Origin of the sequence: Roseomonas populi (assembly GCF_024594815.1) — a bacterium.
In the GTDB taxonomy this organism is placed as follows: domain Bacteria; phylum Pseudomonadota; class Alphaproteobacteria; order Acetobacterales; family Acetobacteraceae; genus Roseomonas; species Roseomonas populi.
The window spans coordinates 480695-495710 of sequence record NZ_JANJOU010000001.1 but is presented as its reverse complement, the minus strand read 5'-3'; the positions used below and the strand labels follow the sequence as shown (position 1 = coordinate 495710).

The following is a 15016-nucleotide window of genomic DNA, read 5'->3' as shown; positions in this document are numbered from 1 at the left end:
AGGCCGTGCACCCCTACGCCAGCCCGGGTTACGCCGCGACGCTGGCGCATGTGGGGCGCCCTGTCTGGGTCGAGCCATGGAATGCCACGATGCTGCTGCGCGATGCGCCCGGCGGGGCGGTGGACGCGGCCGGCCCGCATCCCTACGGCATGCCGGGCGAAGGGGCCGAGCTGGAGGCCGGGATGGCGGTGCTGCGGGCGGCGGGCGCCGTCAGCGCGGTGATGGTCGCCGACCCGTTTCAGGGCCCCGCGCCGGAGCGATTGCGGACGGCCTTCAGCCTTGTCTCCCCCTTCAAGACGCACTGGGCGGTGGAGCGCAGCGCGGGGCCTTTCGCGCCCGGTGCCTACCACAGAAGATACATCCGCTTCGCGAACCGCCGTTGCCGGGTGCGGGCCGCGGCGCTGCGGGACCACCTGGACGATTGGTGCCGGCTCTACGCCGGGCTGACCCGTCGGCATGGCATCTCCGGGCTGCACGACTACCCCCGCGCCGCGTTCGCCGTCCTGGCGGAGGTGGAGGGCCTGCGCGGCTTCCTGGCGGAGAGCGGGGAGGGTGAGGTGATCGGGATGCAGCTCTGGATCGATGACGGCCATGTCGCCTACAGCCATCTGGTCGCGGCGAGCGAGGCGGGCTACCGCGCCCGCGCGCCCTACGCCCTCTACGCCGCGGCCATCGAGCACTTCGCTGGGCGGGACGCAATCGATCTCGGCGGCGGCGCGGGGCTGGCGGACGATGCTGCGGACGGGCTCTCGGCCTTCAAGCGCGGCTTCGCCAACACATCCCGCGTCGCGCATCTCTGCGGCCGGGTGCTGGATGAGGCGGCCTATGCCCGGCTCTCGGCCGGGCACGCCGCGGGGGGCTACTTTCCCGCCTATCGCGGTCCCCGCCTTAGCGCACACCTCCCTGGGCGTTGCGCCGGGCCTGCATGACCGTGATGGAAGGCGCCTGGACCACCCGGTCACGCCCGGTGCGCTTGGCCTCGTAGAGAGCGGCGTCGGCGGCTGCCACCAGCATGGAGGGTTCCGGCTGCGCGGCGGAGACGGGCTGCACTGCCGCCACGCCGATGCTCGCCGTCACTAGGCCGGACTCGTTCGCCTCATGCGGGATGTCCGTCTGCAGGATGATGGCGCGGATTCGCTCGGCCACGTCGCGGGCGCCGGCGGCGTCGGTGGCCGGCAGGATCACCGCGAACTCCTCCCCGCCGTAGCGGGCCGCGAGGTCGCCGGGGCGGCGGATCGCGGCGTCCACCGCGCGCGCCACGCCGCGCAGCGCGTCGTCCCCCGCCAGATGCCCGTAGCGGTCGTTGAACATCTTGAAGCGGTCCACATCCAGCAGCAGCACCGCGAGCCAGGTGCCGTCGCGCGCGGCGCGCAGCCATTCCGTCGCCAGCACCTCGTCGAAGCGGCGCCGGTTGGCCAGGCCGGTCAGCCCGTCCGTCGCGGCGAGCTCGGCCATGCGCTCCTCTATCAGCCGGCGCTCCGTCACGTCGCGGGAGACGGCGACGAAGCCCTCGCGCTCGGCCGTATTGCCCGCGCGGACCTGCTGGATGGTCGTCTCCATCCAGCCCCGGGTTCCGTCCGGCTTGGTGATGCGGCTCGTCGCGTCCGCCGGGGCGCGTGATCCGGCCGCCTCGTCGAGGGCCGCCTGCAGCGCCGGGCGGTCATCCGCCTCGGCCAGGTCCGCCAAGTGCCGGCCCAGCAGCGCCCGGGCTGGCAGCCCCAGGAGATGCACGGCGGCAGGCGAGGCGTAGCGGATCCGCCCATCCACCCCGATGCGGGAGACCATGTCGCTCGCGTGCTCCGCAAGCAGGCGGAACTGCGCCTCGCTCTCGGCCAGGGTTCGCTCCGCTGCCCGGCGCCGCTCCGCGTGGCGGATCAGCCGCTCCCCCAGGAAGCCCATGAGGCCGGCGACGAGGGCAACGAAGGCGATGCGCAGGAGGGCGAGCCAGGTCCAGGCGCCGAGCGCGTCCTGCGTCCCCTGGCCGACCAGCACTGCCAGCCGGTAGCGCTCGCCGCTCGCGTAGGCGCCGATCCGGTCCACCCCATCGATGGGGGAGACGAACTGGAACCGCCCGGATTCGCCGCGCGCCACGGAGTCCCGCACCGGCGTCCGGTTGAGGATGGGCGCGCCGAGCACCGCCTCGTCTAGGGGCATGCGCGCGAGCAGGCGGCCATCGGAGCGGACGAGGGTGATGGAGCCGTGCGCCCCTAGGTCGTAGCCCACGAAGCCGCGCATCAGCGCGCCGATCTCCATGGCGGCCACGGCCACGCCGCCGAACCGCCCCTCCCGGTCCCGGAAGCGGCGGGAGAGGGTAACGACCCACTGCCCGTCCAGCTTGCTGCGGACGGCCGTCCCGACCAGCAGGTCGGGGGAGGAATTCTCCCGGTGCCGGGCGAAGTAGTCCCGGTCGGCGATGCTGATCCCGGCCGTCACTTGGTTGTAGGAGCTGAGCAGAAGCCCGCCATCCGCCCCGTACACCGAGAAGTTCCGCAGCCCCGGCTGATTGTCGAGCTGCCGGCGCATCAGGCGGGACGACTGGGCGAGGCTGGCGGAACCGGCTCCCTCAGCCTCCATCTGCTCCACGAGGCTCACCAAGGCGATGTCGGCCATGGCGACATTCCCCTCGGCGTCGCGGACGAGGGAATGGGCGAGGTTGGACGCCGCCGTCCGTACCTCCTCGATCCGGGTCTGTCGGCCCGACCACTCGTGCCAGACCTCCAGGGGGACCAGCAGCACGCTGCAGGCGAAGAGGAGGACATAGGCCAGCCGGGCTGTGAGGGAGGGACTGCCCGGGGCGGCAGCTGGGCTGGGCGCGGCAGGGGCGGGCAAGGCAGATCCTTCCAGCGGTCCGGCCCGGCCGCGGGCGGCCCTAGGGCCGCCCGCGCCAAGCACTGCTCGGGGCCATTAACGCGATCGAGGTAAAAGATTTTCTACTTTCAGTTGTGTCATCGGGCCAGCCCGCGACGCGGCGATGTCACAATCTGCCCGCGCTGGGTTGGTGTATTCGAACGGCGTCCGCGAATCGCAGAGGCGCGAGGATGTCCGAACCCCACCCGCGACGGCCGGCAGGCGCCTCGCCCCTCCTGGTCCCCCGCCGGGCCGCCCTGGCGCTGCCCGGCCTCGCGCTGTTCGGCCATTTCCGTGCCCGGGCGGCGGAGGGCGACCCCTTCCTCCTCGGTGTCGCCTCCGGGGAACCGGCACCGGGCGGCTTCGTCCTCTGGACCCGGCTGGCAACGGAGTGGCGCGGCGGCGGCATGCCCGCGCAGGCCGTGCCCGTGGACTGGGTGGTGGCCCGGGACGAGGGATTGCGAGACGTGGTGCGGCGCGGGCAGGCGGTCGCCTTGCCGGAGGACGTGCACTCCGTCCATGTGGAGCTGAGCGGGCTGGAGCCGGACCGGCCCTACTGGTACCGCTTCACGGCGCTCGGCGCCGCCAGCGAGACCGGCCGCGCCCGCACCACCCCACCCCCCGGCGCTGCCCCCGCGCGGCTGCGCTTCGCCTTCGCCTCCTGCCAGAACTACGAGGCTGGGTTCTACGGCGCCTACCGCCATATGCTGGCGGAGGATCCGGACCTCGTCGTCTTCCTCGGCGACTACATCTACGAGGCTTCCACGGCGCGGAATCCCGTCCGCAGCCACGAGGCGCCGACCGCGCGGGACCTGGCGGGCTATCGGGACCGCTACGCCCTCTACAAGACCGACCCGGACCTGCGGGCGATGCACCGGGCCTGCCCCTGGCTCGTCACCTGGGATGACCACGAGGTGAGCAACGACTACGCCGACGACCGCGACGGGCGGGAGGAGGGCGAGGCGGTGCTGAGGAAGCGCGCCGCCGCCTACAAGGCGTTCTGGGAGCACATGCCGCTGCCGGAATCGGCGCGCCCGCGGGGCGCCGCCACCCGGATCTACCGGCGGGCCGGGTTCGGCGGGCTGGCGCGCTTCCACATCCTGGACGACCGCCAGTACCGCGGCCACCAGCCCTGCCCGAAGCCCGGCATGGGCGGCGGCAACCTCGTCCCGCGGGAGAGCTGCCCGGCGCTGGACGATCCCGGCCGCACGATGCTCGGCGCGGCACAGGAGGCCTGGCTGCGGGAGGGGCTGGCCGAAGGAGGGGCGCGCTGGACGATCCTGGCGCAGCAGACCCGCATGGCCCGCTTCGGCACGCCCGAGGCGCCGCACCGCTACCAGACCGATAACTGGGACGGCTATCCCGCCGCGCGCCGCCGCCTGCTGGAGGATCTGGTGGCCAGCGGCGCGCCAAATCCCATCGTGATCGGCGGCGACGTGCACGCCCACGTCGTCTCCACGCTCCGGCCGGACTTTGACCGGCCGGAGGCGGCGCCGGTGGCAGTGGAGTTTACCGGCACCTCCATCTCCAGCCCCGGACCTCGCTATGGCGGGACCTACCCGGACGACCCGCACGTGGCCTATGCCGATGGCCGGTCCCGCGGCTACGTGATGATGACGCTGACGCCGGAGACGGCGACCGCAGAGTTGCGGGCGCTGACGAATGTGCGCGACCGCGAAACGGGCATCACGACGCCGCGGCGCTACGTGGTGGAGGCGGGGCGGAGCGCGCTGACGGCAGGCTGAAAGGCCTGCAAGCCCCTAATAATCAGGGAAAATGGCGGAGAGGGTGGGATTCGAACCCACGGTAGGGTTGCCCCTACTCCGGTTTTCGAGACCGGCCCAATCGGCCACTCTGGCACCTCTCCGGGGCGCGTGACCGCCGTATAATGGGCGGCGCGGCCGGGCGCAACGCGCCGCGATGGATGATTCAGGGGAATGGTTGACTCCCGCGTGACATCCCCGCTATACGCCGCCCCTCTTCCGGTGGGGCCCCCCGTCCTGGGCGTGGGCCGCGCCGGTATCTGCATGAGCGCATCTGAACCAGGCCGAGACGAGGCGGACCGCATCCCCATGACCTACGCAGTGATCCGCACCGGCGGGAAGCAGTACCGCGTGACCCCGAACGCCGTCCTCACCGTCGAGAAGCTCGAGGCCGAGGTTGGCGCCACCGTCACCCTGCACGACGTGCTCGCCCTGGGCGGCGAGGGTGGCCTGCAGATCGGTGCCCCGACCGTTCCCGGTGCCTCCGTGACCGCGACCGTGCTGGAGCAGAAGCGCGGCGACAAGGTGATCATCTTCAAGAAGCGCCGCCGGCAGAACAGCCGCCGCAAGAACGGCCACCGCCAGCACCTCACCGTGCTGCGGATCGGCGACTTCGCGGCCTGAGCCGGCAGCAAGACCAGGAGATCTGAGAGATGGCTCATAAGAAGGCCGGCGGCTCCTCCCGCAACGGGCGCGACTCCGCTGGTAAGCGCCTCGGCGTCAAGCTTTTCGGTGGCCAGGCCGTGCGCGCCGGCAACATCATCGTGACCCAGCGCGGCACGAAGATGATGCCGGGCCGCAACGTGCTGGTGGGCCGCACCCACTCCCTCCACGCCCTCGTGGACGGGCACGTGAAGTTCGAGCGCAAGGCCGACAACCGCGTGGCGGTCTCGGTGGAGCCGCTGGCCGTCGCGGCCGAGTAAGCTCCCAGCCCAGCGCTGCGGATCACGGGGGCCCTTCGTGGCCCCCGTTTCTGTTTGGATGTTCCATCACCATGAAGTTCCTCGACGAAGCGAAGGTCTACCTGAAGGCCGGTGACGGCGGGGACGGCGTGGTCGCCTTCCGGCGCGAGAAGTACATCGAGTTCGGCGGCCCGGACGGCGGCAATGGCGGCCGTGGCGGCAACGTGCTCGCCGAGGCGGTGGAGGGGCTGAACACCCTCATCGACTACCGCTACGCGCAACACTTCAAGGCCCGCAAGGGCGGCAACGGCGCGGGATCGGACCGCACCGGCGCCGCCTCGGACGACGTGACGCTGAAGGTCCCCGTGGGCACGGTGATCCTGGCGGACGACAAGGAAACGGTCCTGGCGGACCTGACGAAGCCCGGCCAGACCGCGATCCTCTGCCGCGGCGGCGATGGCGGCCACGGCAACGCCCACTTCAAGACCAGCACCAACCGCGCCCCCCGCCGCGCCGATAAGGGCTACCCGGGCGAGGAGCGCTGGGTCTGGCTGCGGCTGAAGCTCATCGCCGATGCCGGGCTGGTCGGGTTGCCGAATGCCGGCAAGTCCACCTTCCTGGCCGCCAGCTCCGCCGCCCGCCCGAAGATCGCGGACTATCCCTTCACCACGCTTCACCCGCAGCTCGGCGTGGTGCGGCCGAGCGCGACCGAGGAGTTCGTCCTCGCCGACATCCCCGGCCTGATCGAGGGGGCGCATGAGGGCGCGGGGCTGGGCGACCGGTTCCTGGGCCATATCGAGCGCTGCGCGGTGCTGCTGCACCTGATCGACGGCACCCAGGCCGACCCGGCCGAGGCCTACCGCACCGTGCGGGCCGAGCTGGAGGGTTACGGCGGCGGCCTCTCCGAGAAGCCGGAGGTCGTGGCGCTGAACAAGATGGACGCCATGACCCCGCAGGCGAAGACCAGCCGCATCAAGGCCCTGGCCCGCGCCGTGGGGAAGGAGCCGCTGCTCATCTCCGGCGCGACCGGGGAGGGGGTGCCGGGGGTGTTGCGGATCCTGGCGGACACGGTCGCGGCGGCGCGGAAGGCGGAGTAAGAGGCACCGCGGACGGGAGCCCGCGATGCCGAAGATCGACAGAGGCGCCGTGCCCGAGCTGAAGGGCACGGGCTATCCGCCGGAGTTCAACGCCGCGAGCGCCAACCGCATCCGGCAGCGGCTGGGCGATGCTGGCGGCCTGACCGATTTCGGCGTCAACCTCATGCGCCTCCCGCCGGGGGAACTGTCCAGCCAGCGCCACTGGCACTCGCACGAGGACGAGTTCGTCCTCGTCCTCCAGGGCGAGCTTGTTCTGGTGGAGGACGAGGGCGAGACGCTGCTGCGCGCCGGCGACGCCGCGGCCTTTCCGAAGGGCACGGGCAACGGCCACCACATGATCAACCGGTCGGATTCGATGGCCGTCTATCTCGAGGTCGGTTCCCGCGCTTATGCCGACGTGACCACCTGCTCGGACGTGGATTTGATGAGTGCCAACGCCGATGGGCGGTTCCTGCACAAGGACGGAACGCCCTATCCCGGCGAGTAGGGCAGGGGCCTACCGCCGCGCCTCGGCCACGCCGCGCTCGATCATCTCCGCCAGCCCCTCCGCCAGGCAGCGGTTCAGCTTATCCACCTCCACCACCTTCAGCCCCTGCGGCGCGCGCTCCACGTCCACGGTGCCGGCCTCGGCCCAGGCGTTCATCAGGGCGTAGCGGCTGAACAGTCCCGCGCCCGTGGCGGCTGCGGCGGCACGCATGGCATCGCGGTAGGACTCCACGTCGGCATTGGCGCGCAGGAAGCGTGACCACTGCGGGTCCAGCAGGATCAGGTCACCGCCGGATTCCTCGATCCGCTCCGCGCCTGCCTGAATGGCGTCGGTCAGTTCCGCCACATCGGTGCCGCGCACCGTCTCCACCGTCCCGGCCTGCCATAGCACCAGGGCGCGGCGTCCCCCGGCCAGAGCCTCGCGGATCAGGGCCAAGTGGTCGGCCGCCACCATGCTACGCGCGCCGCGCACCACCACTTCCACCCGTGCTCTGGGGAATGCGGCGGAGAGAAGGGTTTCCAGCCGGGCGGGGTAGGCGCTCTCCGCCCCGCTGCCACCGGGGCCGGACACGCTGGCCGAACCCACCACCAGCACGGGCAGGGTCCCGGCCGAGATGGCAGCGGCGGCGGCGGGCAGGGGGACCGGCTCGATCAGCTCGTCCGGTGCGCCGCAGGGCGCGGCACGCGCGCCGGCCGCCAGCAGGAGCAGCAGGAGGAGGGCAGGCGCGAATCGGGCGGCCCGGCGGCGCATCGTCCTCAAGCCGTATCGAGCGCGGGCGCGGGCGGCAAGGCGGGCTTCGGCGGTCGCGCATCCGCCCAGGCCACCACCGCCGCGATCGCCACCAGCGCCCCCAGCCCGGCGACGTTCACCCCGATCTGCATCTCCCAGCCCTCTCGCCACTCCAGCGCCAGCCGGCCGAGAAAGGAGAGAAAGATGCCCGCGCAGAACACCGGCAGCCCCTGCTGCCCGATCAGAACGAAGGGCCGCGCCAGCGCCCCGCCAAGCCAGGCCGCCCCGCGCGGCACACCGTGGGCGACGAGGTAGGCCAGGGCGAGGATGGAGAGCAGACGGAAGGGGTGCAGCGCCGACTTGTCCACCGCGTCCACCACCGTGGCCACCGGCAGGGGCAACAGCCCGATCAGGTCCCGGCGGAGATAGATGACGAGCGTGGCCGCGAAGGACAGGAGCAGCACCGCCCCGCAGGCCGCGCCGAGCCAGGGCCGCCAGCGCACCCCGCCGCGCTCCACATTGGGGCCGCCGCCCCCCAGCACCGCCCCGATGGCGAAAAGGAGTTGCCAGGCGAAGGGGTTGAAGAACCATCCACCCCCCGTCCAGGAGGGCAGGTTCACCTCCCCCAGCCGCGCCACGCCGTAGAGCAGCAGCGAGGCCCCGAGCATCAGGCCCGGCCGCCGCAGCAGCGGCAGCGCCAGGGCGAAGAGGCCGAGCACCACGACGTAGAGGGGCAGGATGTTGAGGAAGGCCGGCTGGTAGGAGAGCAGCAGCGCCTTCAGCAGCGCCAGGTAGGGCGCGTCCCCGAAGGGGTCGAGGTGCATCTCGTCCAGATAGGCGCTGGCGTCCAGCGTCGCTGCCGAGTACCCGACCTGGGCCGTGAAGACGACGAAGAGGAAGATGTGGGCCACGTAGAGCGTGAAGCACCGCCCGGCCACCCGGGTGCCGGCGCGCAGCCAGCCCTCCCGCTCCATCTGGCGGCCATAGGCGACGCCGGCGGCGTAGCCGGCCAGCAGCACGAAGACTTCCGTCGCGTCGCACAGCAGCACGTTGCGGATCGTCAGCTGCCCCAGCACATTGCCGGGCACGTGGTCCACGAAGATAAACCACAGCGCGATCCCCCGCGCGAGATCCACGCGCAGATCGCGGCCGCCCCGAATCAGAGGCGTGCGGATCAGTCCCCCCATGCCGGCCTTTCCGGAGCCCTTCATGCCCCAGCCTAGCACGCCCCAGGACAGCCGTCAGACCTTGGAAGCCATCGTACGGGAGGCGGCGGCGCGCCAGGCGATCGGGGACATCCAGGGCGCCATCGCCCTGTTCCGCCGCGCCTTCGAGATCGACCCGGACGAGCCGAACGCGACGCACCTGATGGGCCTCATCGCCCGGCAGAACGGCGACATGGAATTGGCCCTTACCCTCTCCCGCCGTGCCCTGGCCCGGATGCCTGAGAGCCCGGTCTTCCTCGCGGCCCGTGGGGCCACCCTGGCGGCGGCGGGAATGCTGGAGGAGGCTGTGGAGGTCCTCGGCCGCGCCGTCGCGAAACGCCCGGCCGACGCCATCTCCCGCCGCAACCTCGGCCAGGCGCTCTCCGCCCTCGGCCGGGTGAAGGAGGCGCTGCCCCATCTGCGGGAGGCTGTGGCCCTGGCGCCGAACGACCCGGAGGCGCAGCTCGCCCTGGCCCATGGACTGCGCGAGGCCGGCGCGCCGGGCGCGGCCGAGGCGGCCCGCCGCGCCCTCTCCGCCGGGGGGGAAGTGGCGGCCCAGGCGCGCTTCCTCCTCGCCTCCCTGGGCGAGGGGAAGGCGCCGGCCAGGCCCTCCGCCGCCTATGTGCGCAACCTCTTCGACAACTATGCGCCGCGCTTTGATGCGGAACTGACGGGCACCCTGGGATACCGCACGCCGGAAGCCCTGGCCGCGCTGCTGCGCGGGGCCGGGCTGGAACCGAAGGGCGGGCTGGACGTGCTGGACGCTGGCTGCGGCACCGGCCTTTCCGGCCAGGCGCTGCGCCCCTGGGCGGGGCGGATGACGGGCGTGGACCTCTCCCCCCGCATGCTGGAGGCAGCGCTCGCGCGCGGCGTCTACGACGCGCTGGAAGAGGCGGATCTGGTGGAGTTCCTGGCCCGCCACCGCGGCGCCTACGATCTGGTGGCGGCGGCGGACGTGCTGAACTATCTCGGCGACCTCGCCCCGGCGCTGAACGCCATGGCGGCCGCGCTGCGCCCGGGCGGCCACGCCGCCTTCAGCGTGGAGACGGGCCTCGGCACGCCCTACGCCCTGGGGCCGGGGATGCGCTACCGCCACGATCCTGCCCATCTCATCGCCCTGGCCGAGGCCACCCGGCTGAGCCTGGTGGAGCTGGAGGACGTGACCCTGCGCGAGGAGCGCGGGGAGCCGGTAGCGGGCACGCTGATGGTGCTACGGCGGGACTAGGGCTGCGCGCCGGCCCGGCCTGCGGTAGGGAAGGTGAGAACAAAAAACGGAGGACGCCCGATGCACCCGATGACGGAGAAGGGTCTGGCGCGCCGGCGCCTCGTCTCCCTGGCGGCGGGCGCGCCCTTGGCCCTGGCCGCGGGCGGCGCCCGCGCCACGGCAGCGGGGCGTGTCGAGGAGCGCCAGTTCGCGCGCAGCGCCGTGCTGGGCAAGGACGTGCGCTACAGCGTGTACCTGCCACCCGATTACGACAGCTCGAAGCGCGCCTATCCCCTGATCTACATGCTGCACGGCGGGGAGAGCGGGACGGACACGGACTGGTTCCGCTTCGGCCGGCTGAACGTGCTGCTGGACCGGCTGATCGGCAGCGGCCGCTTCCCGGCCGCGATCGTGGTGAGCCCGAACGGCCAGCGCGACGAGGCCAACCGGAACAACACCTACTACATGAACGACGCCGACGGCGCCTTTCGCTGGGAGGACATGTTCTTCGCCGACTTCATGCCCCAGATCGAGGAGCGCTACCGCGTGATCGGCGGGCGGGAGGGGCGGGCGATCGCGGGCCTCTCCATGGGCGGCTACGGCGCCCTGGCCTATTCCATGCGCCACCCCCGCACCTTCATCGGCGCCGCGGCGCTGAGCGCGGCGTTCCGCACGGATCAGCAGATCGTCACCATGGACCAGCCCGGCTATGACCGGCGCTACGGCAAGGCCTGGGGGCTTGGCCTGCAGGGTGAGGCGCGGCTGAACAACCTCTACCGGGACTACAGCGTGCTCGACATGGTGGACCGGCTGCCGCCGGAGAACGTCAAGGGCACCCCCTTCTACATCGACTGCGGGGCGGAGGACCGGTTCTTCGACGGCAATGCCATCCTGCACCAGAAGCTGCGGGACATGGGCGTGGCGCACAGCTTCATGATCCGCCCGGGCCTGCACAACTGGGACTACTGGCGCTCCGGCTCGGAGGGCGCGCTGCTGTTCCTGGGCAAGATGTTCCAGCAGTAAACACCTCAGGCCGCGGCGCGCGCTGCCATCAGGCCCGCCGCCAGCGCCTCGATGTCGCGTGCGGCGTTGCAGGCAGGGTGGCGGGTCAGGAGCGGCGCCTGATGGCGGATGGCGTCGCGCACCTTCGGGTCGCGCCGCACTACCCCCGCCAGCGGCACGCCGCGCCCGAGAAAGCCGCGGCAGGCGCGGTCCAGCGCGGCGTGGGTGCGCGTGCCCGCGGCAGCGTCGGCCGCCATGTTGACGGCCACCCGCGCCTCCGTCGCCGGAGCGTCCCGGCGCAGCAGCTTCAGCACGGCATAAGCGTCCGTCAGGCTCGTCGGCTCGTCGGTGGCGACCACCAGCAGGGTGTCGCAGCCCGCGGAGAGGCGGCGCGGCACGGGGTCCAACCCCGCGCCGATGTCCAGCACGACGTCGTCCTGCGGGGCGCCCCGCAGCAGGCCGAGAAAGCGGTCGATCCAGCCCGGGTCCAGCGCCGCCAGCGCGCCGGAGCCGGATCGGCCGGGCAGCACCTCGAACCCCGCCTCCACCCGGATCGCCGCCCCGCCCAGGGTCACGTCTCCGGCGAGCACGGCCATCAGGTCGTGCCGCGCCTCCAGCCCCAGCTGCACGTCCACGTTCGCCAGGCCAAGATCGCCATCGGCCAGGAGCACGCGGCGCCCCGCACGGGCCAGGGCCTGGGCGAGGCCGATCGCCAGCACCGTTTTCCCGACGCCGCCCTTGCCGGAAGCGATACCAATCAAGCGGCTCATGCGGCCTCCTGTTCGGGCCCGGTGATCCTTGGGCGGGCCGGGCCTTGCAGCCGCTCCGCCAGCCAGGCCGGGGTGAGGGGAGTGAGGCCGTCCGCCGCGCCCGGGCCCGTGCCGGCCTCGGTCAGCGCGAGCGGCCCGGCGAAGGCGGCCGCCAGCACGCCGCCCAGGCGGCGGGCGCCGTCCAGCCGAGTCGGCAGCAGGTGGCGGGCGCCGAGCGCCGCGAAGGCGCGCGCCGTCTCCATCGCCTCCTCCGCGTCCAGACCGGCGGGCAGGACTAGGAGCGGCGCCGCATCCGTGACGCGCAACAGGGCGAGGAGCTGCTCCGCCTGGCCGGGATCGAAGGGGTCGCACCCCGCCGTGTCCAGCAGGAGGTGCTGCCCGGGATGCCGCGCGCCCAGCGCTGCCGCCAGCTGCGTGCCCGTGCCGGCGGTGGCGAGCGGGATGCCCAGCACCCGCGTGAAGGCCGCGATCTGCTCCGCCGCCCCCGCGCGCTGGGAGTCGGCGGTGACGACCAGTGGGCGGGCCCCGCGCATCACCATCCGCGTGGCGAGCTTCGCGAGCGTCAGCGTCTTTCCCGCCCCGGGCGGACCCACCAGGGCCAAGGGGCGCGCCGCGGCGTCCGGCAGTGCCGAGAAGCGCAGCGCCGCGGCCAGGGAGGCGGCATCGCCGGGGCCGACCCGCCCGCGCAGCGCCGACGGCATGTTGTGGCGTGCCAGAGGATCCGGTGCGCCGGCAACCGGGACCGGTGGCGGCGGTGGGGGAGGGGGCTCCTCTTCCGCCGGCTCCAGCGCGGCCGTCACCTCCACCCCCGCGGCGGTGCGCCGGGTGGAGAGGATCAGCGCGTCGGGGCCCAGCGCCAGGCGGCATTCCGCCATGGCATCGGCCATCCTGGTTGCGCGGAAGACTCGGAGCCGCATGGGCTAAGGCTCGCGCGCCCGGGGTTGCTGAATGGTGAAGATCAGATCGCCCCCACCGTGCGGATGCGGGCGCGCGGGTGGATCTCCGTCTGCGCGAGCACGGGGGTGGCGGGGCGGAAGCGCTCCACGATGGCCCGCACATGCGCCCGAATGCCCGGGCTGCAGACAAGGACCGGGGACTCGCCCTGCGACGTCGCACGATCGAAGGATTCCCGCAGCCGCGCCATGAAGTCGTGCAGGCGGGAAGGCGCCATGGCCAGCTGCCGCTCGTCTCCCGGGCCCACCAGCGCCTCCGCAAAGGCCTGTTCCCACTCGGCAGAGAGCGTGATCAGCGGCACGTAGCCCGCCGGGCCGCGCGCGGCGTCGGAGAGCTGCCGCGCCAGCCGCGCGCGCACCACCGCCACCAGCGCCGGCACGCCGCGGGCGCCTGCCGCCATCGCTTCCTGGATGCCTTCCAGGATGGTCGGCAGGTCGCGGATGGAGACGCGCTCCGCCAGCAGCGCCTGCAGCACGCGCTGCACGCCGCCGGTGGTGATCTGCTGGGGAATGAGGTCGGCGACGAGCTTGCCGTTCTCCGGCGGCAGCTCGTCGATCAGCTTCTGCGCCTCCGCGTGGCTCAGCAACTCCGGCATGTTGTCGCGCACGATCTCCGTCAGGTGCGTCGCCATCACGCCGGCGCCGTCCACCACCGTGCAGCCGCGCGCCAGGGCCTCGTCCTTGCGGTGCTCGTCGATCCAGAGGGCGGGCAGGCCGAAGGTGGGCTCCTCGCAGGGCTCGCCGGGCATGGCGGGGCGGCCGCCGGAAGGGTCGATCGCCAGGTGCATGGGGATGCGCAGCTCGCCGCGCCCGGCCTCGATCTCCTTCACGCGCACTACGTACTCGTGCGGCTGCAGGTGCAGGTTGTCCTGCAGCCGCACGCTGGGCAGCACGAAGCCCATCTCCTGCGCCACCGTCTTGCGGAGGTTGCGGATCTGCTCCGTCAGCCGCGGCCCCTCACCGGCGGCGAGCGAGAGCAGCCCGTAGCCCAGTTCGATCCGCAGCATGTCGATCCGCAGCGTCTCCGCGATCGGTACCTCGGGCGCAGGCCCGGGCGACGCGGCGGCCACTTCCCCGGCCTTGACATCGGCCTTGCGGCGGTTCCAGGCCCCGGCCGCGAAGCCGCCCGAAAGCAGCAGGAACGGGATCAACGGCATGCCCGGCAGGAACCCCATCATCCCCGCCGCGCCGGCCGCGATCCACAGCGGCTTCTCAAGGCCGAGCTGCTTCACCAGCGCCTTGTCCGCCGTGCCCTCCGTGCCGCCCTTCGTCACCACGATGCCCGCGGCGACCGAGGTGAGCAGCGCCGGGATCTGCGAAACGAGCCCGTCGCCGACCGTGAGAGAGGAAAAGGTGGTGATCGCGTCCATGAAGGGCAGCCCGTGCCGCCCCGCGCCGATGGCGATGCCGCCCATCAGGTTGATCCCGGTGATGATGAGGCCCGCGATCGCATCGCCGCGCACGAACTTTGCCGCGCCGTCCATGGCGCCGTAGAAGCCGCTCTCTGCCTCCAGGTCGGCCCGGCGCTGGCGGGCGGTCTTGTCATCGATCAGGCCGGCGGAGAGATCGGCGTCGATCGCCATCTGCTTGCCAGGCATGGCGTCCAGGCTGAAGCGCGCCGCCACCTCCGCGATGCGGCCGGAGCCCTTCGTCACGACCATGAAGTTCACGACAAGGAGAATGGCGAAGACGATCATGCCCACCAGCACGTCGCCGCCCATCAGGAACCCACCGAAGGCTGAGACGACATGGCCGGCCGCGCTCGGCCCCTCGTGCCCATGCGTCAGGATGGTGCGCGTGGTGGCGACGTTCAGTGCCAGGCGCAGCAGAGTGGTCAACAGCAGGATGGTGGGAAAGGAGGTGAAGTCCAGCGGCCGCTGCAGGAACAACGCCGTCATCAGCACGAGCACGGAGAGCGTGACCGAGAGCGCCAGCCCCCCGTCCAGCAGCACCACCGGCAAGGGAACCACCAGCACGACGATGAGCATGGCGACGCCCATCGCCAGCGCCACGTCGGTGGAGCCGCCGAGATTCCGCAGCCAGGGGGGGAGCGTCAC

General features: G+C 72.5%; 14 protein-coding genes and 1 tRNA gene. 8 read left to right on the top strand and 7 right to left on the bottom strand.

Translation table 11 applies throughout. The features are described from left to right. The first annotated feature begins 5 nt into the window (after positions 1–5). Positions 6–929 carry a GNAT family N-acetyltransferase gene (locus NRP21_RS02480; protein WP_257714571.1) on the top strand — a complete coding sequence of 308 codons (924 nt, stop codon included), beginning with the start codon at positions 6–8 and terminating at the stop codon, positions 927–929. On the opposite strand, the gene NRP21_RS02475 is transcribed toward NRP21_RS02480, so the two are convergent. Continuing rightward, the gene (locus NRP21_RS02475) at positions 889–2829 is read right to left on the bottom strand and encodes a sensor domain-containing diguanylate cyclase (protein WP_257714570.1); all 1941 of its coding nucleotides are present in this window, start codon (positions 2827–2829) and stop codon (positions 889–891) included. The genes NRP21_RS02480 and NRP21_RS02475 overlap by 41 nt on opposite strands. 209 nt (positions 2830–3038) lie before the next feature. Between NRP21_RS02475 and NRP21_RS02470 the strand changes: the two genes are divergently transcribed. Next, positions 3039–4592, top strand: coding sequence for an alkaline phosphatase D family protein (locus NRP21_RS02470; RefSeq protein WP_257714569.1), 1554 nt, complete (start codon positions 3039–3041; stop codon positions 4590–4592). A gap of 32 nt (positions 4593–4624) precedes the next feature. Here NRP21_RS02470 and NRP21_RS02465 read toward each other — a convergent pair. Next, positions 4625–4714: transfer RNA gene (locus NRP21_RS02465), tRNA-Ser, on the bottom strand. A 205-nt stretch (positions 4715–4919) separates the two neighbouring features. Between NRP21_RS02465 and rplU the strand changes: the two genes are divergently transcribed. The 4 genes from rplU to NRP21_RS02445 all read left to right on the top strand — a co-directional run bounded on the left by rplU (position 4920) and on the right by NRP21_RS02445 (position 7096). Further along, a complete protein-coding gene (rplU, locus tag NRP21_RS02460; protein ID WP_257714691.1) occupies positions 4920–5234 on the top strand; it encodes a 50S ribosomal protein L21 in 315 nt (104 codons plus the stop codon). 29 nt (positions 5235–5263) lie between these two features. Next, positions 5264–5533 (top strand): 50S ribosomal protein L27, encoded by a 270-nt coding sequence (gene rpmA, locus NRP21_RS02455; protein ID WP_209375220.1) that lies wholly within the window; start codon positions 5264–5266, stop codon positions 5531–5533. A 71-nt stretch (positions 5534–5604) separates the two neighbouring features. Next, on the top strand, positions 5605–6609 hold the full coding sequence (obgE, locus tag NRP21_RS02450) for a GTPase ObgE (RefSeq protein ID WP_257714568.1): 1005 nt from the start codon (positions 5605–5607) through the stop codon (positions 6607–6609). Positions 6610–6634: 25 nt separating this feature from the next. Then, positions 6635–7096 (top strand): cupin domain-containing protein, encoded by a 462-nt coding sequence (locus NRP21_RS02445; RefSeq protein ID WP_257714567.1) that lies wholly within the window; start codon positions 6635–6637, stop codon positions 7094–7096. A gap of 9 nt (positions 7097–7105) precedes the next feature. Here the strand turns inward: NRP21_RS02445 and NRP21_RS02440 are convergent, their stop codons facing one another. After that, positions 7106–7846, bottom strand: coding sequence for a hypothetical protein (locus NRP21_RS02440; RefSeq protein WP_456300226.1), 741 nt, complete (start codon positions 7844–7846; stop codon positions 7106–7108). 5 nt (positions 7847–7851) lie between these two features. Further along, positions 7852–9012 (bottom strand): OpgC family protein, encoded by a 1161-nt coding sequence (locus tag NRP21_RS02435; protein ID WP_257714565.1) that lies wholly within the window; start codon positions 9010–9012, stop codon positions 7852–7854. A 61-nt stretch (positions 9013–9073) separates the two neighbouring features. Here NRP21_RS02435 and NRP21_RS02430 point away from each other — a divergent pair, with 61 nt between their 5' ends. Both NRP21_RS02430 and NRP21_RS02425 read left to right on the top strand, forming a co-directional pair. Continuing rightward, complete coding sequence (locus NRP21_RS02430) at positions 9074–10255, top strand: tetratricopeptide repeat protein (RefSeq protein ID WP_257714564.1); 1182 nt, start codon at positions 9074–9076, stop codon at positions 10253–10255. Between the two features lie 60 nt (positions 10256–10315). Beyond that, a complete protein-coding gene (locus tag NRP21_RS02425) occupies positions 10316–11257 on the top strand; it encodes an alpha/beta hydrolase (RefSeq protein WP_257714563.1) in 942 nt (313 codons plus the stop codon). Between the two features lie 5 nt (positions 11258–11262). On the opposite strand, the gene NRP21_RS02420 is transcribed toward NRP21_RS02425, so the two are convergent. The 3 genes from NRP21_RS02420 to flhA all read right to left on the bottom strand — a co-directional run bounded on the left by NRP21_RS02420 (position 11263) and on the right by flhA (position 15016). Continuing rightward, positions 11263–12006, bottom strand: coding sequence for a nucleotide-binding protein (locus tag NRP21_RS02420; protein ID WP_257714562.1), 744 nt, complete (start codon positions 12004–12006; stop codon positions 11263–11265). Continuing rightward, positions 12003–12881 (bottom strand): flagellar biosynthesis protein FlhF, encoded by an 879-nt coding sequence (locus NRP21_RS02415; protein WP_257714561.1) that lies wholly within the window; start codon positions 12879–12881, stop codon positions 12003–12005. The genes NRP21_RS02420 and NRP21_RS02415 overlap by 4 nt, the downstream gene beginning before the upstream one ends. Before the next feature lie 83 nt (positions 12882–12964). After that, positions 12965–15016, bottom strand: a complete 2052-nt coding sequence (flhA, locus tag NRP21_RS02410; RefSeq protein WP_257714560.1) for a flagellar biosynthesis protein FlhA — start codon at positions 15014–15016, stop codon at positions 12965–12967.